The organism is Streptomyces sp. NPDC048636, assembly GCF_040650655.1.
In the GTDB taxonomy this organism is placed as follows: domain Bacteria; phylum Actinomycetota; class Actinomycetes; order Streptomycetales; family Streptomycetaceae; genus Streptomyces.
Map to the genome: position 1 here is coordinate 158,119 of NZ_JBEZHR010000011.1, position 20,329 is coordinate 178,447.

13 protein-coding genes are annotated in these 20,329 nt (G+C 73.3%); 3 read left to right on the forward strand and 10 right to left on the reverse strand.

From position 1 onward, the window contains the following. Positions 1-18 precede the first annotated feature (18 nt). Positions 19-597 (forward strand): hypothetical protein, encoded by a 579-nt coding sequence (locus AB0C66_RS26810; protein WP_362443694.1) that lies wholly within the window; start codon positions 19-21, stop codon positions 595-597. Between the two features lie 64 nt (positions 598-661). Here AB0C66_RS26810 and AB0C66_RS26815 read toward each other — a convergent pair whose 3' ends face one another. From AB0C66_RS26815 to AB0C66_RS26840, 6 genes are read right to left on the reverse strand one after another with little or no spacing between them, the layout of a single operon-like run. Further along, positions 662-1,621 carry a hypothetical protein gene (locus AB0C66_RS26815; RefSeq protein ID WP_362443697.1) on the reverse strand — a complete coding sequence of 320 codons (960 nt, stop codon included), beginning with the start codon at positions 1,619-1,621 and terminating at the stop codon, positions 662-664. Between the two features lie 49 nt (positions 1,622-1,670). Continuing rightward, positions 1,671-1,910, reverse strand: a complete 240-nt coding sequence (locus tag AB0C66_RS26820; RefSeq protein ID WP_362443700.1) for a hypothetical protein — start codon at positions 1,908-1,910, stop codon at positions 1,671-1,673. Continuing rightward, a complete protein-coding gene (locus AB0C66_RS26825; protein WP_362443703.1) occupies positions 1,907-7,066 on the reverse strand; it encodes an SAV_2336 N-terminal domain-related protein in 5,160 nt (1,719 codons plus the stop codon). Before AB0C66_RS26825 ends, AB0C66_RS26820 begins: the two co-directional genes overlap by 4 nt. Next, a complete protein-coding gene (locus AB0C66_RS26830) occupies positions 7,063-8,259 on the reverse strand; it encodes a MoxR family ATPase (RefSeq protein WP_362443706.1) in 1,197 nt (398 codons plus the stop codon). The genes AB0C66_RS26825 and AB0C66_RS26830 overlap by 4 nt, the downstream gene beginning before the upstream one ends. After that, on the reverse strand, positions 8,256-9,929 hold the full coding sequence (locus tag AB0C66_RS26835) for a hypothetical protein (RefSeq protein ID WP_362443709.1): 1,674 nt from the start codon (positions 9,927-9,929) through the stop codon (positions 8,256-8,258). Before AB0C66_RS26835 ends, AB0C66_RS26830 begins: the two co-directional genes overlap by 4 nt. Before the next feature lie 10 nt (positions 9,930-9,939). Then, positions 9,940-10,959 carry a trypsin-like peptidase domain-containing protein gene (locus tag AB0C66_RS26840; protein WP_362443712.1) on the reverse strand — a complete coding sequence of 340 codons (1,020 nt, stop codon included), beginning with the start codon at positions 10,957-10,959 and terminating at the stop codon, positions 9,940-9,942. Positions 10,960-11,301: 342 nt separating this feature from the next. Between AB0C66_RS26840 and AB0C66_RS26845 the strand changes: the two genes are divergently transcribed. Beyond that, a complete protein-coding gene (locus AB0C66_RS26845) occupies positions 11,302-12,606 on the forward strand; it encodes a GAF domain-containing protein (protein WP_362443715.1) in 1,305 nt (434 codons plus the stop codon). 19 nt (positions 12,607-12,625) lie between these two features. On the opposite strand, the gene aspA is transcribed toward AB0C66_RS26845, so the two are convergent. The 4 genes from aspA to AB0C66_RS26865 all read right to left on the reverse strand — a co-directional run bounded on the left by aspA (position 12,626) and on the right by AB0C66_RS26865 (position 17,523). Further along, a complete protein-coding gene (gene aspA, locus AB0C66_RS26850) occupies positions 12,626-14,029 on the reverse strand; it encodes an aspartate ammonia-lyase (protein ID WP_362443718.1) in 1,404 nt (467 codons plus the stop codon). 55 nt (positions 14,030-14,084) lie between these two features. Next, entirely contained in the window at positions 14,085-15,119 is a 1,035-nt protein-coding gene (locus tag AB0C66_RS26855; RefSeq protein WP_362443721.1) for an asparaginase, read from the reverse strand. Between the two features lie 91 nt (positions 15,120-15,210). Next, the gene (locus AB0C66_RS26860; protein WP_362443724.1) at positions 15,211-16,653 is read right to left on the reverse strand and encodes an amino acid permease; all 1,443 of its coding nucleotides are present in this window, start codon (positions 16,651-16,653) and stop codon (positions 15,211-15,213) included. 138 nt (positions 16,654-16,791) lie between these two features. Beyond that, entirely contained in the window at positions 16,792-17,523 is a 732-nt protein-coding gene (locus tag AB0C66_RS26865; protein ID WP_362443727.1) for a FadR/GntR family transcriptional regulator, read from the reverse strand. 197 nt (positions 17,524-17,720) lie between these two features. Here AB0C66_RS26865 and AB0C66_RS26870 point away from each other — a divergent pair, with 197 nt between their 5' ends. Beyond that, a complete protein-coding gene (locus AB0C66_RS26870) occupies positions 17,721-20,183 on the forward strand; it encodes a SpoIIE family protein phosphatase (RefSeq protein ID WP_362443730.1) in 2,463 nt (820 codons plus the stop codon). Positions 20,184-20,329 lie beyond the last annotated feature (146 nt).

The window sequence follows — 20,329 nt, forward strand, 5'->3', positions numbered from 1 at the left end:
CCGGCGTTCGGGAGGACGATGATGGCGGTACCGGCCCTGGCCCGCTCCGGGAGCGCCTCCGCGCCGCGGATGCTCCAGATCTATCTCAACGACCACCTCGCCGGAGCCACGGCCGGGGTCGGGCTCGCCCGCCGGATGGCCCGTGAGCACCGGCACTCGGCGTACAGCGGTGAGCTCACACGGCTCAAGGCGGAGATCGCGCGGGACCGCAAGGCGCTGCTGTGGTGCATGGCCGCGCTGGACGTACCCACCCGCCGCTACAAGATCTACGGGGCGTGGGCGGGTGAGCGGATCACCCGGCTGCGGCCCCGGGGCCGCACCCGCCGCCGCTCCGGGCTGAACACGGTGCTGGAGCTGGAGGCGCTGCGGCTGGGCGTCGAGGGCAAGGCCCTGCTGTGGCGCACCCTGCTCGCCGCCGCCGTGCACGACTCCCGTCTGGAGACCGGCCGCCTCGCGGAGCTGCTGGACGCGGCGGGGCACCAGCTGACGACCCTGGACTCGCTGCACGCCCGTGCCGTCTCGGCGCTCGTCTCCCCCGGCGGGACCCCGGGCCCCCGCCCCGAGGCGGCGGCCACCGCCGGGCCGCCGACCGCCTGAGACCGACGGCCCGGCGGCTCCCCGACCCCGCCTCCGCCTCCCCCTTGGGCGAAGGTCGACACCGTCAGGGCCCCGTGCCGGGGGCCGGGGACGGCGCCGCGGCCGGATCCACGGCCCGCGGAGGATGGTCGTAGCGCATCGCCGCCGGGCTTCCCACTCCCTGCCGCCACAGTCTGCTGAGCTCCGCGTTGGCCGTGCGCTCGGTGGCGCGGTCGTCGGGCAGCGGCAGGTGCAGCGCCGCCAGCAGGTCGAAGCGGTGCAGATCGAAGGCGACCGCCAGCACCTCGCCGTACGCCACCGCCGCGTGCACCGCGGCCGCGTAGGCGGCCCAGCAGATGACGGCCGGGGCCAGCGCCAGCAGCAGCCACCACTGCGAACGCCACAGCAAGGCCACGGAGACGGGGACGAGGGCGCCCGCGGTGACACAGAGCCGGGCCGCGGCGTCGAGCGCGTCACGGCCCGAGGCCACCGCACCGCGCACCCGCTCGCTCAGCACCGGCTCCAGCCGGGTCCACACCACCACCGCGTCCAGGCCGTACAGCCGTCCGGCGCGGCGCTCGGCCGCCGTGAGGGCGTTGCCGAGTCCGGTGGGGCGCAACAGATGGTCCTCCACCGGGAACCTGCTGCGCCGCCAGGCGCCGCGCTCCCCCTCGCGCTGGACGAGCGCCGCGGAGGGTACGGCGCTGCCGTGCGGCCAGCCCAGCGGACCGCGCCGTCGCCGCTGGAGCGCCGTGCACCAGGCGGCGGGCCGGGCCAGCCAGCGCGGCCAGTACCCCTCCAGCCAGCGCACCAGGGAGAGTTGCAGCGGCATGGTGATGACGCCGACCAGGGTGACGCTCAGTACGAGGAGCAGCAGCTCACCCGCCTTGAGACCGGCCGCGGTCCGCCACGCCCGCTCGAACCGCACCGCGTCGGGGGCGCCCGCCCACAGCAGCACCAGGACGAAGACGGCGCCCGCCGCGGTGGGGAGCGTCGAGACGAGGAAGAACCGGCCGGAGAGCGCGGGCGAGAGGGGCTTCGCCACGCTGTCGAGCTTCACCGGCGCCCCCGCGCCGCGCCGGGGGCCGGCCGGCTCATCTCACCCATGTGGCCGCCCCGTGGTCCGGCTCCCTGGCGCACAGGGGCGACTCCCCCGCGTCCATGAACATCATCCTGCACTCCTCGCCGCACACCTCGCACCGGAAGAGGTAGACCTCGTAGCCGGAGGAGGGGCCGGGCAGCGGCAGCAGCGGGTCACCGGCGGAGTGTTCGAGGAAGTTCGAGTCGTCCTCGGGGCCCGGGGGCGGGCCGGAGGGCCGCCGTTCGTCCGTCATGGCGTCCTTTCCTTCGGAGGGGTGAGGTGGAGATAGGGGGTCAGGACCTCGGCCAGGGACGGGGAGTTCAGATAGCTCCTGCGGCCGCCTTCCAGCAGCGTTCCGATCCCCTCGCACACGATGTTCAGCTCGACGCCGTCGAACTTCTCGGACAGCGGGCTGAAGGACAGCGGATCCAGGGTGCCGTCGAGGTTCACCCAGCGCCGCACACCCGGTGGCCGCCGCCCCCTGCCGTCCACCGGAGCGGGCTGGAGCCGGGGGAAGATCGCGTCCAGACCCATCGGGGTGCCCATGGTGACCAGCAGCTCCACGGACAGTTCGGGCCGCTCCCACAGGGCCTCGTAGGCGATGACGGAGCCCATTCCATGAGTGATCAGGACCCGGGGCCGCTGTGCGGCGACCGCTTCCGCGAGCATGCTCTGCACCGCCGCCCGGCGCGCGTCGTCGGCGAGATAGGTGATGAACTCCTGGGTGACGGCGGGCAGCCAGTCCGGGAGCACACCGAGCCGCCGCGTCAGGGAGTTCAGCAGCCCCCGGAAGGAGAATCTGCTCCTGGTGGACCCTTCCGGCAGCAGCTGCTGCGCCGCGGCCACGGTGTCCAGATCGAGCATGTCCGGTTCGTCCGGGGCCGGTCGCAGTACGGGCAGATAGGACACCGTCCGCAGATCCACACTGTCCGCGGCGAGCGGGAGACCGACCTTCGCCAGACCGGAACTCAGCCCGGCGGCCCACGGGTCCAGCTCGGACGGGTGGAGGAACAGCACCCGGGGCACGGCGACGCAGGGCCGTCCCCAAGGGGTGCCGTGGTCCAGGTGCCAGCCCCGTGGAACTCCCTCGCCGTCCACCGTGACCGCCGCCGGACGTCCGGCGGCGCTGGTGGTGGCGGTGAACGCCTCGATCGCGCCCGCCCCTTCGAGGGCGCCTTCCTCGATGACGACCGGGCCGTCCAGCGGGAGGACGGTCAGCCCGGACCGGGACCCCAGGACCGCCGCCCTGCCCCCCGACCAGTCCACGAAGCCGAGCTGGGGCAGGAGTTCATCGCGCGGAGTGAAGCGCACCCGGCGCAGCCGGTCCTCCCCGTGGGTGAAGTAGCACGACAGCATCGGTGCCCGGGTGCCGGTGAACACCAGCGCGGGGGCGGCGGACCGGCCGTCGACCGCCATGGCGAGCAGACCGCCCGGCTGCCGGGCCACCGTGGCCGGTGCGGACCAGGGGCGGACCGGCAACGGATCGCGGGCCAGGTCGGGATCGGCGGTCGGCGCGGACCGCACACGGTTCGCCACGGCCACGTTGACCACGCGGTAGCGGGTGGCGCCCCGCGCGTCCACGGTGGTGGTGACCAGCCCCCGGACCGGCACCAGTGCCTCCCGCACCTCGTAGAGCGAGGGCGGGGCGCCCTCGAACGTGGCGCACCGGCGCTGGATGTCGGTGTCCGCCAGCCCGTCGCCCCTGGCATCCGCGAGGATCTTGAGCGCGGGCCGGGTCCAGGGGTTGCGGGCGTCGGCGAGCAACAGGTCCACCACGTCGGACAGGGACCCGGGCACTCCGGAGCCGACCCACTCCGCCTCGTCGACGCTCTCCAGCGGCTCGCCCCGGGAGGCGATGAATCCGGCGAAGGCGCGGCCGATGACGATCTGTTCTCCGGGGGCGCTCCGCCGGACCACGGTGGCGGCGACGGCCTCGCTGAACGCCTTGCGCACGAAGGCGTCGTCCCGGCGGCGGTAGTACGGCGCCGAACCGAGCATCTCCTCGCACACCGTGCGCACCGCGCGCCGCCGCATATCGCGGGTGGCGGTGAGTCGCACGGTGAGCGCGGGCCGGTCGTTCTCCAACAGCTCCCTGGTGTGACGCCCCGAGCGGGAGCCGACGAGCACCCGGCACACCCTGGCGTCGAGCAGGGGCAGCAGCAGTTCCCGCACGATGGCGCGGGCGTTCGGGGTCTCGTCCAGGGCGTCGACCACGATGAGGGGCTGGTCCCCCCGCCGGGCGAGCCGTCCCACCAATTCGTCGAGTCCGGAGGGTGGTTCGTCCTCCTCGCCGAGCCGCGCGGCCAGCAGATGCGTCAGGGCCGTACGGCTGGCCCCGGCGGCCGACACCATGACGGCAGCGCGGCCGGAGTCCTCCCGCCGCGCCCACTGCGTCAGCGTGACCAGCAAGGTGGTCTTGCCACTCGCCTCGGGGCCGAGCACCAGGGCCAGCCGTGGAGAGGCGGAGGGGTTGCCGATCCATCCGGTCAGCGTGCGGAAGGTCGGCGCGTCCTGCGGATACCTCCACAGGGTGCGGACGGGTGTGTCCCGCTCCGAGGCGGGTTCATATCCGGGGTTGGGCAGGAACTCGTCGTGGAGGCGGCGGGTGTGGCGCACATTCAGCACCGGGTGGGGCGCCGTGGGCTCGTCGGCCAGCAGCCCGACGAAGTCCACCACTTCGGTCAGCGGGATGTACGGCTCGGCGCTCGGCGCTCTCCGGCGTGCGTCGCCCAGGCGCTCCAGGGCCTCGGCGAACGCATGGGTGAGCACCCCGGAAGGGACTTCCGGCGCGGGGACGACGAGGGTGTCGAAGCCGAGGAGGGGGAACCGGTCGAGGGCGATTTCCTGGCAGCCGTCCGCGATCAGCATCCGACGCCCTCCTTCCGGGCCCCGGCCCCCGGGCATGAGCAGCGCGTCGGCGTCGCCCCGCCGATGGCCCGCCAGGTGGACGATCAGGGCGTCCGCTTCGGTGAGCCCCGAGGTGATCTCGTCGAGCACCCCCCGGTACTCCCCCTCGCTCGGCTGGGTGGCCACGCGGACGTGGCAGCCGAACGCCTGGAAGGCCAGGGCGAGCCGATGGCAGGCGGATTCGGTGGCCGGGTCGGCGGGGGTTCCGAGGGCGAAGCTGAGGAAGTAGCGCCGGCCGACCGGTCCACTCGCCGCCGGGAGCGTCCCCATGCCGCCCGGTTCCAGGACCCGGTCGCGCACCACGCCCTCGGTGTCCCCGGTGAACAGATGCGAACGGCCCTGGAGCGTCAGCACCGCCAGCGCCGAGACCTCCTCGGTGACCGGCACGGTGGGCAGGAACCGCACCCCGCTGTCCAGGTCGTACATATCGATCCCGTCGGGCCCGGCCACCGCCACGATCCGCTGGCCCGCCACCTCACCGCAGGCCAGCGCCCCGGGGCGGGCGCCCACCCCCCGCCGCCACGACTCCGGCCAGCGGTAGGCGGCGAGGTCCACCGCCGCCAGCACACCGTCCGCGTACAGCGCCACCGCCATCGCCCGGCCGGACGCCGTGGTGGCGCACGCGAGGGCGGTGACGGACGTCTTCCCGCCGTGAGCGGCCAGTCGGCCGCGGCCGGTGGTCAGGTCCCAGATCCACAGCTCACCGCCGACGGAGGTGACGACCACATCGCGCCCGGCCACCTGGGCGGCGGTCACACAGACCCGTCCGCGCGGCTCGTCCTTGGTGCGCTCGCGGTCGAGATCGCGGTCGAGGTCCCCCAGCGCGTCGTCGATCCGCTCCGCGTAGGGGGTGAGTTCACCGCCGAGACCGCCCAGCACCGACGCGGCCACGGTGGCGAACACCCGGCCGTCGGCGATTTCCAGTGAGCCCGCCGGGTCGGCGGCCAGCACCCGGAAGTCCAGTGAGCCGCCGAAGGGCTCGGCCAGCGCCTCGGGGGCCCGGATGAGCGTGGTGAGCACCTGGTACGCACGGGTGCGGGTGAGCCCGGAGGCCAGTTCGTCGCGGACGCCGTCGCGGAATTCGTACACCACCCGGTCGGGGTTCCCGCCCCGGCGCCGTCCGGTCGGGCGGACCAGCAGATCGGAGAGGAAGACCTCGGCGAGCTGTGCCGGGCCGGTGGCGGGCAGCAGGGTCTGCTGGAGCCATCGCATCAGCGGCAGCGTGAGCGGGGCGGCGGAGAGCAGGAACGCCAGCTCCACCGCGTCGGGCGTGGCCCAGGTGCGGAACTCCTCCACCAGCCGGGCCGCCGACGTCTCGTGCTCCGGCACCGGATGTGTCACCGGATCGGGCTCGCCGTGGGACGGCGCCCTGGCGAGGTCCACCGCCGAACCGGGGCGCCAGGTGGTCCGGCTGCCGGACACCGCCTGGGCCCAGGGGCGCAGCCACTCCGGATCCAGGGTGACCAGCGGCACCAGGTCCGGTGTCGCACAGCCGCCGCCGGTGACGAAGGTGCCGCCGGGGCCCACGGGACGTACGGTCAGCCGGGCCGGTCCGGTGGCGCGCAGCGCGGCGCGGACCGGTGGCAGCCAGGTGCGGTGCCACAGGTCGGGGGGCAGCATCTGGACGACGGTCAGCGAGGCGCGGCGCGCCCACTGCCGTAAGGTCCCGGTCATGGCCGGGGTGCCCCACAACTCCCCGAGACCGTCGGTGAGGACGAGGATCAGACGGCGGCCCGCGGGGTCGTGGAGCTCGGCCGGGTTGCGCCCCTCGGCGCCCGGGGCGGTGCGGCCGTCACCACCGCCCGGACCGTAGCGGAGGACAAGCTCGGGTTCGTCGGCGTCGAAGCGCCACATCCGTACGTCCCGGAAGGCTCCATGGCCTTCGACGAGCGCGCGGAAGTCGTCCACGGTACGCCGCCACACGGACATCGACACGCTCTCGTCCACGACCAGGGCCAGCTCCAGCCAGCGTTCGGAGGCGTGGCACAGCGCCGGGAGCGGACGGCGGGCGCGGGCGGAACGGTCCGCGGTACGCGGCTCGTCGAGCACCCCGCGGCCGGGGGCGCGCACCCGCCGCTTGAGCGGGCGCAGGGCACGGGCCAGCTCCAGCCGGTGCGGAAGCGCGGAGGGCTGCCGCAGCGGAAGGGGGCTGGCCTTCGCGACGCCGCCGCCGCTTCCGCCGCCGTCCTCGGGTCCGGACGCGACAGGGCTGTGGAGCGGGGTGGCGGGCGGCCGCTGCGGCTCCTCCGCGGGCGGCTGCTGCGGCGGGGTGTCGTCCGCGGGCTCCCCGGGTGGCGGCTCGGCCTCAGGTGGCGGGGCCGGGGGCGCGGACGGCGGCGCGGGCGGGTCGCCGGGCGGTGGCTCGGCCGGTGCTGCGGGCGTCCGCGCGGCGCCTCGCACCTCCTCCGCCAGCCAGAGCAGTTCGGCCAGCTCACGGGCGGTCAGCTCGTCGTCGCCTGTCAATTCCCTGGCCATGGCCAGGAGATGGGTGAGGTCCGTCATGCCGTGTCGTTCAGCGGGCGGAGGAGTTCACGCAGGACGACGGGCCACTCGGGGTCGTCGGAGTGCGCGGTCGCGCTCTCCATCCGGAGGGTGTTGAGCAACTGGTCGGTGGCCAGCAGCTTGCGGCCCTCTTCGAGGTCGCGCGCGAACCGCTCGAGACGGGCGGCCGAGGCCCGCAGCACCTCCGGGCCGAGGTGGGCCTCGACGATGCGCTCCAGCTTCTGCCGGGACGGCGGGGAGATGTCCAGCCGGACACAGCGGCGGACGAACGCGGGTGGGAACTCCCGTTCGCCATTGCTGGTGAGCACCACCACGGGGAACTCGGCGCAGCGCACCCTCCCGTGCCGGACCGGCTCCCGGCGCCCGTCGTCGGTCATCACCCTCACATCGCACTCGGGGTACCGCTGGAGTTCGGGGATGGTGAACTCCCCCTCCTCCAGCACCGAGAGGAGGTCGTTGGGCAGATCCACATCGCCCTTGTCCAGCTCGTCGATGAGCAGCACACGGGGGCGGTCGGAGGGCAGCAGAGCGGTACCGAGCGGCCCGAGACGCACATACTTGCCGATGTCGACGGGGTGCTTGGTGGCGCCGCCGCCGGGGTCCTCGGTGCGCCGCTCGCCCTGGAGACGGCCGATCGCGTCGTAGGCGTAGAGCCCGTCGGCGAGGGTCGTACGGCTGGTGACGGACCAGCGCAGCACCCGGCCGAGGGCCAGTTCATGGGCGATGCCCCGGGCGAGGCTGGACTTGCCGGTGCCGGGTTTGCCGGTGACCAGGAGCGGACGGCGCAGATGGAGCGCGGCGTTGACCATACGGGCCTCTTCCGGCTCCGCGCGGTAGGTGGTGATCCGGTCGGTCCGCACGGCGCTCTCGCCGTGGTGGCGGGCACAGATGTCCGGCGCGGTGGCGGCGTCCGGCGCGGTGGCGGCGTCCGGCGCGGTGGCGGTGTCGGAGACGGCGGTGTCGGTCGCGGTGTCCGGCTCGGCGACCGGCTCGTCGGGTTCGGGCCGCTTGCCGTCGAACTGCCGCCAGGGCGGGGCCTCGGGCAGCGTCCAGCCGGTGCGGCGGACGCCGTCGCCGTAGTAGATCCACCAGCTCGGCGGCGCGGGCACCTGATCGGCCCCGGCGCGCGCCTCCGGCACCCCGGCCCCCGCCCCGGGCGCCTCGGCGGGCGACTGCTGCTCTTCGGGGATCATCCGTTGCCTCCTCTGTGGGCCCTGGGGCCGCCGAGTCTTCTGAGCCGTTCGGGATGCCAGCCCGGGTTGTCCCACAACACCGCGATACCGGTGCCGTCATGGGCCCCGTCGGCGCACCGGGCGGCCTCCTGGCGCAGCGTCAGCACCGTGGCGGGCAGCCCGGCGAGCCCGGCGCCCTCCTCGGCCAGCGCGGCGACGCGCCGGGCGCGTCCGGGCGGTATCCCGCCGTCCCGGTGGCCGCGCCACCACACGGCGGCCGGTACGCCCTCCTGGATGGCGGACAGCAGGGCGTCCGGCACCGCGGTGGTCAGATGCGGATAGGGGTAGGTCAGGATCAGACAGCTGATGTCCTTGCGGGAGGCGACCTCGGCCGCCAGCACCTGTGGCGCCGCCCCGTCCGCCACCAGCGGTCGCTGATCCTCCTCCGGCCGGTCGTCGGACTCGTCCGCCGGAGTGCCCGCACCGTCCAGCCAACAGGCCCGGGGCGGTGGTCCGTCGGCGGCGGACGGTCCGTCCAGCCGCTCCCAGCGCGCCACCCACTGGGTGGTGGACCAGCCGTCGCGCAGCCGGTCCAGGGAGCGGACGACCACCCGGCCGTAGCGGCCGATGGGGCGGTCCACGGCCAGCTGACCCCCGCCGCGCAGATTCCACTCGTCGACCGGCCAGCCGAGCGCCTCCCAGGGCAGCAGGAACTCGAAGGTCAGGGCCTCGGGGTCGAGATGCTGGAGATACGGCTGGAGCCGGGCGATCAACTCCTCGGCGCCGCCGGGGATCTCGGCCACCGTGTACAGGGTGTTGTCCTGGACCTTGATGCCGAGGCAACGGCCCCGGCGGTAGAGCCAGGCGGCCAGCCGGTACCGGTCGGCTCCCGGGCCGGTGGCCTCGACCCGGATCAGACAGCTGGTCAGCGGTGCGTGGCAGCTGTCGGACACCGAGGCCGCGGTATCCGCGGCGGCGCGCTCCTCGGCCAGCCGCGCCGCGGGCACCCGTCGGCCGCGGGCCGAGGCCACGGTGTCGATCCAGGCCCGCAGCTCGTCGCGGACGGGGTCCTCGGCGCGGGCGGCGAGGTGTTCGAGGAAGACCAGCAGCGGGGGGACCCGTCCCCCCGGGCTGTGACGCGTGTCGAGCTCCTCCACCAGAGCGGTCACCGTACCGGCCTTCTCCGCGGTCAGCAGACCGTCCCGGGCGGCCGGGAGCCCCAGGGAAGAGGCCGCGGCCCACAACACCTCGCACAGCTCGCCCGGCTCCGCGGGGCATCCGGCGTCGCCCAGCAGGGTGTGGAGGTCGGCGCGCTCCTCCGGGTCCAGAAACCCGGGGGCGAGGGCCGGGAGCCCGCCCCGGCGCCCGGCCCGGATCGCCCGGTAGCGCGCCCGCTGCTCGGTGATCCACTCCTGAGGGCCGTAGTCCTCCAGCAGCGCGGTGAACAGCCGCTCCATCGCGTCGGCGTTGTGCAGATGGCGCCGCAGCACGCCGTCCAGCGCCGCCCTCAGCGGACCGGGCCCACCGGCCGGCCACACCACATCGATCCCGGCCTGGGCGAGCACGGCCGGGACTGCGTCGCCGAGGCGCTCGGCCAGCTCCTTGCCGAACGGGCCGCACCAGCGGGTGCGCTCCCATTCGGCCAGGAGAGCGGCCTCGTCCGGTGGCAGGGGTTCGATCGGGGTCGCCACGGACGCGCCTTCAGGAGGCGGCGGAGGCGAGCAGCTCCACCAGGCGGCGCACCGGTGTGCCTTCGTTGATATAGACGCGCCCGCTGCCGTCCGGCGACGGGAGGTTGCCGCCCGCGCGGTGGACGGCGGCGACCCGCCACTGGTCGTCGAAGGCCGGCGAGCCGGAGGAGCCGGGCAGGGTGTCGGTGAAGTACAGCAGGCGGTTCTCATCGCTGTGGCTGACCACATTGTGGTAGAGCGCGACCTTCTTGGGGCCGCCCACGGGGTGCTGCACGATATTGAGGCGCTGTGGGGGCTGCGCGCCGGAGGGCGCGAGCTCCAGCGCGCCCCATTCCGCGGTCAGCGGCTCGGAGGCGCGCACCACGGCCAGATCGTGCTCCTCGGAGAGGGCGAAGCCGAGTCCGGGGTCGAGCGGGAAGCTCCGGCCGCCGTCGATCTCGCCGTCCGCCCCCTCCTGGTAGCCGAGGACGATCCGGGCGGTGGCGGCGGTCTCCGCGTCCGGCAGCACATGGTGGTTGGTGACCACGAAGTCACCGGCCACGAGGAAGCCGGTGCCCAGGGCTCCCAGCGGTCCGCGCAACAGCCCGACGCAGCGGGCCGCCCGCACCCCCTGCTCCAGGAAGGCCAGCGGCAGCAGGGTGCTCTGACTGCCCATCAGCTTCTCTGCGTGGGTGGCGCTGACCGAAGCACCCCGGTCGGGGTGAACGGGCGCGGCGGACCGGTCGAGCGCCCCGGACAGGGCCGCCCTCAGTTCGGCGTTCTCCGGGAACTCGCTGACGGCGACCGTGAGCAGCCCCTCCAGCTTGCCCCGGTTGTCCGCCTCGCGCAGCACCGCGTGCCACACATCGAACGCGCCCCCGCCGAAGTCCACCATTCCGGCCGGGATATCGGCGGTGTCGAGCACCCGCCTCACCGACCGCACCTCCGGATAGAGCTTCGCCAGCAGGGCGGTGAGCATCGCCCGAGCGGGCCCCCCTTGCGACACCATGACCTCCCAGCAGCCGATGACCCACAGCTTACGACGCGTCACCCCGTGGTTGCCATCTGTCCACTTGGCGGGATCCGCGGCGGTCCGCACCCCCTGAACGGCGGCGGCCCCCGCGTCGTTCCCGGATCGCCTCCGCGCGCCGGGCCGGTCACTCATCCGGACGATCTCGCCTGCCGCTCCGGGCCGTTCCCGGCCGCCAGGCTCCGCGCCGGGGCCGGATCCGCCCCGCGTACGGTGCCGTCCGCGGTGGCGGCCACCTTACAATCGCGGAGAGAACGAAGCCCTGTTCAGCACGGACTTGAGGCTGCACCATGGCACCCGGCGTCAGGCGGACACGCCGCCCGCCGCCGTGGCGGCCCGCGGTGTAACGAAAGGCCGCAACCCATGCGAATCCAGCACCCGCGCCACGCCAATCCTCTGGCCGCGCTGAGTCCGGCCGAATCGGCCCGTCTGATGGCGGTCATGCGGGACGCCGCGCTGAGCCGCGGCCAACTCCCCCTGCCCGCGCGCCCGGTGATCGGCCAGTCCTGGGACCGGATGCTGCGGCTGGGGCTCGATCCGGACCGCGGGGGCCCTCCACGCGCGCTCAGCCTGGACGAACTGGAGCGGCGGCGGCAGCAGACCCGGTTGACCGATGTGCTGCCCACACTGCACAGCGGGCTGCTGGAGGCGGCCGAGGCGGCCGGTCATCTCATGATCATCGCTGATGCCGAGGGGCGGGTCCTGTGGATCGACGGCCATCGCGGCATCCGCCGTCACGCCGACGGTATCGCGCTGATCGAGGGCTCGCAGTGGGCCGAGGAGGTCACCGGTACGACCGGGATCGGCACCGCGCTCGCCGTCCGCGCCCCGGTCCGGGTGCACTCCGCGGAGCACTTCGTCCGCGCCTTCCATACCTGGAGCTGCGCCGCCGCCCCGGTGCGCGACCCCCGGGACGGGCGGCTGCTGGGCGTCATCGACATCAGCGGACCGGCCCCCACCGCCCATCCGACCGTGCTCTCCCTGGTCACCGCGACCGCCCGGTGGGCCGAGGGCGAACTGCGGCTGGCCCACAGCCGGGAGCTGGACCGGCTGCGCGCGGTCGCCGCGCCGGTGCTCGCCCGGATCCGGGGCAAGGCCGTCGCGGTCGATCCGCACGGCTGGGTCGCCGGGGTCACCGGGGTGAACCCCCAGGACCGTCGGCTGCTGCTGCCGAAGGCGGCGGCGGACGGGCCGGTGTGGCTGCCCGCGCTGGGCACCTGCGGGGTCGAACCCCTGCCGGGCGGGCATCTGTTGCGGGTCCTGGAAGGTGAGTACGACGAGGACGGCGCCCCCGCCGCGGCGGGCCGTCTGCTGCTGGACGTCCGCCATCCGCACCACTGGTCACTGACCTTCTCCGGCCCCGCGGGCACCTGGACCCATCAACTGAGCGCCCGCCACGCCGAAGTGCTGCTGGTGCTGGCCGCCCATCCCGAGGGGCGTACGGCGGCGCAGCTCGCCCAGGACCTGTTCGGCGATCCGACGCGCATGGTGACCGTACGGGCCGCGATGTCCCGGCTGCGCCGTCGGCTGGGGGCGGTGCTGGCGCACCGCCCGTACCGCATCGCCGACGGGATCCGGCTGGAGGTGACCCGGCCGGACCGGCCCCGGGATCTGCTGCCGCTGAGCGTGGCTCCGGCGGTGGTCCGGCTGCGGAGCGCCCAGGAGTGATCGCGGACCGGAGGCGGTCTCAGTGCTGTCCGGCGACCTCCTCCGGGCGCAGCAGGGCGGCGAGCCGGTCCGGCGGCAGCAGGCCCTTCTCCAGGACGAGTTCGGCCACCCCGCGGCCGGTGGCCAGGGCCTCCTTGGCGATGCTGGTGGCCGCGCCGTAGCCGATATGCGGGTTGAGGGCGGTGACCAGGCCGATGGAGTTCTCCACGGTGGCGCGCAGTCGCGCGGTGTTGGCGGTGATGCCCGCGACACAGCGCTCGGCGAGGACGAGGCAGGCCGCGCGGAGGTGGGTGATGCTCTCCGAGAGGGAGTGCAGGATGATCGGCTCGAAGGCGTTCAGCTGGAGCTGTCCTGCCTCGGCGGCCATGGTGATGGCCACATCGTTGCCGATCACCTCGAACGCCACCTGATTGACGACCTCGGGGATGACCGGGTTGACCTTGCCGGGCATGATGCTCGAACCGGCCTGCATCGGGGGGAGGTTGATCTCGCCCAGTCCGGCGCGCGGCCCGGAGGAGAGCAGCCGCAGGTCGTTGCAGCTCTTGGAGAGCTTGACCGCGATGCGCTTGAGGACTCCGGACAGCTGGACGAAGGCACCGCAGTCCTGGGTGGCCTCGACCAGGTTGGCGGCGGTGACGAGCGGGAGTCCGGTGAGGGCCTCGAGGTGGCCGCGGGCGGCTTCGGCATAGCCCGCGGGCGCGTTGAGGCCGGTGCCGATCGCGGTGGCGCCGAGGTTGATCTCGTGCACCAGACCGGCGGCCTCCAGCAGGCGGCTCTGGTCCTCCTCCAGCATCACGGCATAGGCGGAGAACTCCTGGCCGAGGGTCATCGGCACCGCGTCCTGCAGCTGGGTGCGGCCCATCTTGAGGATGTCGCGGAACTCCTCGGCCTTGGCGGCGAACGTCCCGCGCAACGTCTCCATGGCGGCGTGGAGTTCACGCACGGCGATGATGGTGGCGACCTTGACGGCGGTCGGGTAGACGTCGTTGGTGGACTGGCTGAGGTTGACGTCCTCGTTGGGGTGGAGGTGGCCGTAGTCGCCCTTGGCGTGGCCGAGCATCTCCAGGGCCCGGTTGGCGATCACCTCGTTGGCGTTCATATTGGTCGAGGTCCCGGCGCCGCCCTGGATCACATCGACGGTGAACTGGTCGTGCAGCCGTCCCCGGCGTATCTCCTCGCAGGCGGCGGCGATGGCGTCGGCCTTGGCCGGAGGGAGCAGTCCGAGGTCCTCGTTGGCGCGGGCCGCGGCCTCCTTCACGGCGGCCAGGGCGTTGATGAGGTGGGGATAGGTGGCGATCGGGGTGCCGGTGACGGGGAAGTTCTCCGAGGCGCGCAGGGTGTGGATGCCCCAGTAGGCGTCGGCGGGGACCTCGCGGTCGCCGAGCAGGTCGTGTTCGCGGCGGTGGCCGGCGGTGGAGGTCATGGTGGTCCGGTGCTTCCTCGTGTGGCGGTGGGACGGGGACGACGGTGGGGCCGGGTCAGCCGGTGGGCGGGGTGAGGGCGTCGACGGCGTGCAGCCGGCCGACGGTGGCGCCGCCGCCGATCACCGGAGCGGTGGCGAACTCGGTGAGCGCCTCGGGGTCGACGCCGCAGCGGGCGAGCAGCGCGGCGGTGACCGGCATCCGGGCCCGGTCGGCGCCGTCGGAGATCTTCACGGCGAGGGCGTGGCCGTCGGGCAGCGCGGCCATCTGGACGCCTTCGAAGCCGTCCTTGGCGATCAGTCCGGGCACGGCGGCCATCAGCCGGGCGACATCGCGTCCGGCGCCGGACAGCGTCTCGGGGTGGGCGCGCAGAGCTGCCGCCACCCGGCCCTCGGCGGTGTCCGGGGCGGCGGTGGCGATCCGCGCGGCGGCCCGCGCGAGGCCGCGCAGGGAGACGGAGAACAGCGGTGCGCCGCAGCCGTCGACGGTGGCCCCGGCGACCCGCTGTCCGGTCAGGTCCTCCACGGTGTCGGCGATCAGCCGCTGGAGGGGGTGGGCCGGGTCGAGGTAGTTCTCCAGCGGCCAGTCGTTGAGCCGGGCGGTCAGCAGCATCGCCGCGTGTTTGCCGGAGCAGTTCTGGGCGAGCCGGGTGGGCCCGTGTCCGGCGCGCAGCCATGCCTCGCGCTCGGCCGCCCCGTAGGGCAGGTCGGGGACGTTGCGCAGCGCGTCCTCGGTCAGTCCGGCCCGCTCCAGGATCCGCCGCGCGCCGCTCTGGTGGCACTCCTGACCGGAGTGGCTGGCGGCGGTGAGCGCGAGCGGTGCGCCGTCCAGCGGCAGCCCGGCCCGGACCAGCGCGACCGCCTGGACCGGCTTGAGCGCGGAGCGCGGATAGCACGCCACCTCGGTGTCACCGGTCGCGAAGGCGGTGTGGCCGTCGGGCCCCAGGACCACCGCCGAACCGTGGTGCACGCCTTCGACGATCCCGCCGCGCACGAGATGCGCCAGCGGCACATGGCGGGGTTCACGGACGGCGGGGGGCCCGGCGGGGACACGGCGTACGGTGTCGTTCGGCAGCCCGAGGGGGGTGGTCATCACAGTGCTTTCGTGGTCGCGGTGGTGGGTGACGGGAGGTGCCCCGGCCGGATGGCCCCGGCCGGGGAACTCCAGGTTCTGGACGGGTGGTTCACCGGGAGCCGCGCATCCCGCGGCGTACCGCGAACCAGCCGAGGACCAGGGCCGCCACGATCGCCGGGAGCGCCATCACGGTGATCCGGCTGGCGCCGCCGTCCGCCCACATCAGGACCAGGACGGAGGCGAGGAAGCCCAGGGTGACGATCTCGGTGTACGGGGAGCCGGGCAGCCGGTAGCCGGGACGCGACAGCTGACCGGTCCGGGTTCGCCGCCAGAAGAGCAGATGGCAGAGCATGATCATGCCCCAGGTGGCGAGGATGCCGAGCGCGGCGAAGTTGAGCACGATCTCGAACGCGTCGCTGGGCACCACGTAGTTGAGGCCGACGCCCAGCACACAGAAGAAGGCGGTGAGGAGGATGCCGCCGTAGGGCACATGGGTACGGCTCATCGCGCCGGTGAACTTGGGCGCGGAGCCGGACATGGCCATCGAGCGCAGGATCCGGCCGGTGGAGTAGAGACCGGAGTTGAGACTGGACATGGCTGCGGTGAGCACCACGAGGTTCATCACTCCGCCCGCCGCCGGTACCCCCAGCTTGGACAGCACGGTGACGAAGGGGCTCTCGTCGCCGGAGTAGGAACCGGAGGGCATCAGCAGGGAGAGCAGCACCACGGAGCCGACGTAGAACAGGGCGACCCGCCACATGATGGAGTTGATCGCCTTGGGCATGATCTTCTCGGGGTTCTCGGTCTCGCCCGCCGCGACGCCCACGAGCTCGACGGAGGCGTAGGCGAACACCACGCCCTGGATGACCAGCAGCATCGGCAGCGCACCGTGCGGGAACACCCCGCCGTGGTCGGTGATCAGGCTCGGACCGGGGGTGTTCCCGGCCACCTGCTCGCGGGTGACCAGCAGGAAGATGCCGATCGCCATGAAGGCGACCAGGGCGCCGACCTTGATGATGGCGAACCAGAACTCCAGCTCACCGAAGATCTTCACGGAGATGAGGTTGACCGAGAGCACCACGGAGAGCGCGATGAGGGCGATCACCCACTGGGGTACATCGGTGAACATTCCCCAGTAGTGGGTGTAGGTGGCGACGGCCGTGATGTCGGCGATCCCGGTGGTGGCCCAGTTGAGGAAGTACATCCACCCGGCGACGAAGGCGCCCTTCTCCCCGAGGAACTCCCGGGCGTAGGAGACGAACGCGCCGGAGGACGGCCGGTGCAGCACCAGCTCGCCCAGGGCCCGCACCACCAGGAAGGCGAAGATGCCGCAGACGGCGTAGGCCACGGCGAGGGAGGGTCCGGCGTCCTTTAGCCGCCCGCCCGCGCCGAGGAAGAGCCCGGTGCCGATGGCGCCGCCGATGGCGATCATGTTGACGTGCCGGGCCTTGAGGGACTTGCTGTACCCGGCGTCGCCCGCGTCCACATGCTGCGGGGGCGGCTCGGTGGGGGGTTGGTGGCGTACTTCTTGCCGGAGGGACTGCTCGCTCACGCCTGCTGTCCGCCTTCCGTGGTGCGCTCGTGCGTTCGGTACCGGGGTGGGTTCGTTGTGTTCGACGCGTTCGGTGCGTGGGGGGCTCGGAAGCTCGAGGGCGTCCGGGACTCGGGGGCTCGGTGCGGTACCGGGGGGTTACGGCGCCTCGGGGGTGGTGGGGCCGTCCGCCTCGGCGGGCCGCACGATGGAGGTCAGCGTGGTCTCGACCCGTTCCAGGTGGTGGGCCATGGCCTCCACCGCGTCCTGCTCGGAACCGTCGGCGAGCGCCTCGATGATCGCCCGGTGCTCCCGGTTCGACTGCTCGCGTCGGCCGCCGAGCTCGTTCAGGAACGCCGACTGCCGGGCCAGGGCATCGCGGATCTCCTCGATGACCCTGCGGAAGACCGGGTTGCGGGCCGCCTGGGCCACGGCGAGGTGGAAGAGGGTGTCCATCGCCACCCAGGCGGTGGTGTCCGTTTCCCGCTCCATCCGCTCCAGCAGATGGGAGAGGTGGTCGAGGTCCTCGGCGGAGCGGCGCACCGCCGCGTACCCGGCGACCGGGATCTCGATATGCCGCCGTACCTCCATCAGGTCGCTGGCGGCGTAGTCGCCGAAGGTGGGGTCCTCCACCGGGCCGCTGGAGATGACGAAGGTGCCCTTGCCGGTGCGCGACGCGGTGAGCCCCATGGTCTGGAGGGCCCGCAGCGCCTCGCGGAGCACCGGACGGCTGACCTCCAGGCGCCGGCACAGCTCCGCCTCGGAGGGGAGTTTGTCCCCCACCGCGTAGTCGCCGCGCTCGATGGCGCTCCGGAGATGGGTGAGCACCGCTTCCATCGCACTGACGCGACGGAGCGAGCCCTCACCTGTCTGGCTGTCTGACAAGTTCACGGGGAGATCCTGAATCGCACACCTGAACGTTGTCAAGAGATTCCGGAGGTAGGGATTCCGGGCTATTGACCCAGGTAAGCCTCACCTCACTTCCGCCGTCGGCCACCGGGTCGGCGCCGTCGAAGGTGAGCACCGGGACCAGAAGGGGCAGAAGTCATAGTATTAAGGGAAATGTATCCGCAGATGGGACGGGTGCGATGGCCATCCCCGAGGGAATCGCGCCGACCGAGACCCATGTCCCCTTCGACATGGCGGATGCGGCGACGGCGCTGATCGATGCGACGGGGGCCGTCATCGGCTGGACCGCCGCGGCGGAGGAGCTGCTCGGCTATCCGTCGGCCGAGGTGATGGGGCGGCCGGCCACCACACTGCTGGCGACACCGGAGGACACCGGGAAGGCCCTGGTCATCGCCGAGCGATGCCGTACCGGCGGCAGCTGGGGCGGGATGGAGGAGATCCGCCACCGGGACGGCCGCCGGATCGATGTGGGGCTGCGGGTCTGCTCGATGCTGGGGCCGGACGGCGGACGGTGCTGGCTTGTCTCCGCGATCGACATGGGCAAGGTCCCGGCCTGGGCGGTGAGCGGTTCGCTGCTCACCGCGTTCCTCACCCGGGCCCCGATCGGGATGGCCGTGCTCAGCCCCGACCTGCGGTACGTATGGATGAACGACACTCTGGAGCGCTACGGCGGGGTGCCGCGCGCCGAGCGGCTGGGCCGCCGGATCGCCAACAGCATGCTCCCCGGCCTGGACACCGAGGCCATCGAGGCGCAGATGCGGCAGGTGCTCAAGACCGGCGACCCGGTCGTCGACTTCGAGTACCGGGGCTGGACGCTGGCGGAGCCGCACCGCGAGCACGCCTACTCCACGTCGTTCTTCCGCCTCGACGGCGCCGACGGCAATGTGGTGGGCGTGTGCTACATGGGCATGGACGTCACCGACCGCTGGCGGGCGCGCGAGCGGCTGGCCCTGCTCAACGAGGCGAGTGCCCGGATCGGCAGCACCCTGGACGTGAGGGACACCGCCCAGGAGCTGGCCGAGTTCGCGGTGCCCTCGCTCGCCGACTTCGTCACCGTCGATCTGCTGGAGTCGGTGCTGCGCGGTGAGGAGCCGCTGTCGGAGCCCGGTGAGACCCTGCCCGCCTTCCGCCGCGCGGGCCAGAGCTCCATCCGCGAGGGGTGCCCGGAGTCCATCGCGGAGCCCGGGGACGCCGTGGCCATCTCCCCCGCGTCCCCGTTCGCCTGCTGTTTCTTCTCCGGGGAGGCCCTGCTGGACCCGGCGATGGACGCCTCGATCGGGGCGTGGAGCGGGGACGATCCGGCGCGCACCGCGAAGGTCCGCGAGTTCGGGATGCGTTCGCTGATGGTGGCGCCGATCGGTGCGCGCGGCACCATCCTCGGCGTGGCCTCGTTCATCCGCTCCCGGCATCCGGAGCCGTTCGAGGAGGACGATCTGCTGCTCGCCGAGGAGCTGGTGTCGCGGGCGGGGCTGTGCGTGGACAACGCCCGGCGGTACACCCGGGAGCACAACGCCGCGCTGGCGCTCCAGCGCAGTCTGCTGCCGCACGCCCTGTCCGGTGGCCGGGCCATCGACGTGGCCTCGCGCTATCTGCCCACGGACGCGCGCGACGGCGTCGGCGGCGACTGGTTCGATGTCATCCCGCTGTCCGGGGCGCGGGTGGCGCTGGTGGTCGGCGATGTGGTCGGACACGGCATCAACGCGGCGGCCACGATGGGGCGGCTGCGCACCGCCGTGCACACCCTCGCCGATATGGATCTGCCCCCCGAGGAGTTGCTGGCCCATCTGGACGACCTGGTCATCCGGCTCACCGACGAGGAGGCCGAACAGGCCGGTGAGGCCGGGCAGGAGGGCATCTCCGCCGCGGTGCTGGGCGCCACCTGTCTGTACGCGGTCTACGACCCGGTCACCGGGCGCTGCACGATGGCGCGGGCGGGCCACCCCACCCCGGCGGTGGTGGACCCCGGCGGCGAGGTGTCCTTCCCGCCGCTGCCCGCCGGTCCCCCGCTGGGCCTGGGCTCGCTGCCGTTCGAGTCCGCGGAGCTGGAGCTGCCCGCGGGGAGCCTGATCGCGCTCTACACCGACGGCCTGATCGAGAGCTGCGACCAGGACATCGACATCGGTCTCGGGCGGCTGAGGAACACCCTCGGCCAGCCCGGGATGCCCCTGGAGGAGCTCTGCTCGACCGTGGTGGACACCCTGATGACCGGCCAGCAGAGCGATGACGTGGCGCTGCTGCTGGCCCGTACCCGCGCGCTGGGCCCGGGCCATGTCGTCTCCTGGGATCTGCCCTCGGACCCGGCCGTGGTGGCCAACGCCCGCTCCCTCGCGGTGCGTCAGCTCGCCGAATGGCGGCTGGACGCGCTGGTGCCCACCACCGAGCTGATCGTCAGCGAGCTGGTCACCAACGCCATCCGGCACGGCGCCGGGCCCATCCGGCTGCGGCTGATCCAGCACGACATGCTGATCTGCGAGGTGGCCGACACCAGCAACACCTCACCGCGGCTGCGCCATGCGCGCACCACCGACGAGGGCGGCCGCGGGCTGTTCCTGGTCGCGCAGATGACCCGCCGCTGGGGCACCCGGTACACCGAGGGCGGCAAGCTGATCTGGGCCGAACAAGACCTGCCGGAAGCGGTATGAGAGCCGGTGGACCGACGCGGGCGCCGATGTGCCCTATCGATGATCGGGATACTGCCGCACACTGGTCACCGGCCTGGTCGAGGGCCGGGAGGAAGTCCGTGCGGAGGGGGGTGTCCGGAGTGCGCTGGTCGATCGGCGGCGGGGAC

Coding starts and splice junctions, on each gene's coding strand:
- aspA (WP_362443718.1), bottom strand. CDS start 14,029: ATGACCTCCACCGCCGGCCACCGCCGCGAACACGACCTGCTCGGCGAC.
- AB0C66_RS26830 (WP_362443706.1), bottom strand. CDS start 8,259: ATGATCCCCGAAGAGCAGCAGTCGCCCGCCGAGGCGCCCGGGGCGGGG.
- AB0C66_RS26855 (WP_362443721.1), bottom strand. CDS start 15,119: ATGACCACCCCCCTCGGGCTGCCGAACGACACCGTACGCCGTGTCCCC.
- AB0C66_RS26820 (WP_362443700.1), bottom strand. CDS start 1,910: ATGACGGACGAACGGCGGCCCTCCGGCCCGCCCCCGGGCCCCGAGGAC.
- AB0C66_RS26810 (WP_362443694.1), top strand. CDS start 19: ATGATGGCGGTACCGGCCCTGGCCCGCTCCGGGAGCGCCTCCGCGCCG.
- AB0C66_RS26845 (WP_362443715.1), top strand. CDS start 11,302: ATGCGAATCCAGCACCCGCGCCACGCCAATCCTCTGGCCGCGCTGAGT.
- AB0C66_RS26870 (WP_362443730.1), top strand. CDS start 17,721: ATGGCCATCCCCGAGGGAATCGCGCCGACCGAGACCCATGTCCCCTTC.
- AB0C66_RS26825 (WP_362443703.1), bottom strand. CDS start 7,066: ATGACGGACCTCACCCATCTCCTGGCCATGGCCAGGGAATTGACAGGC.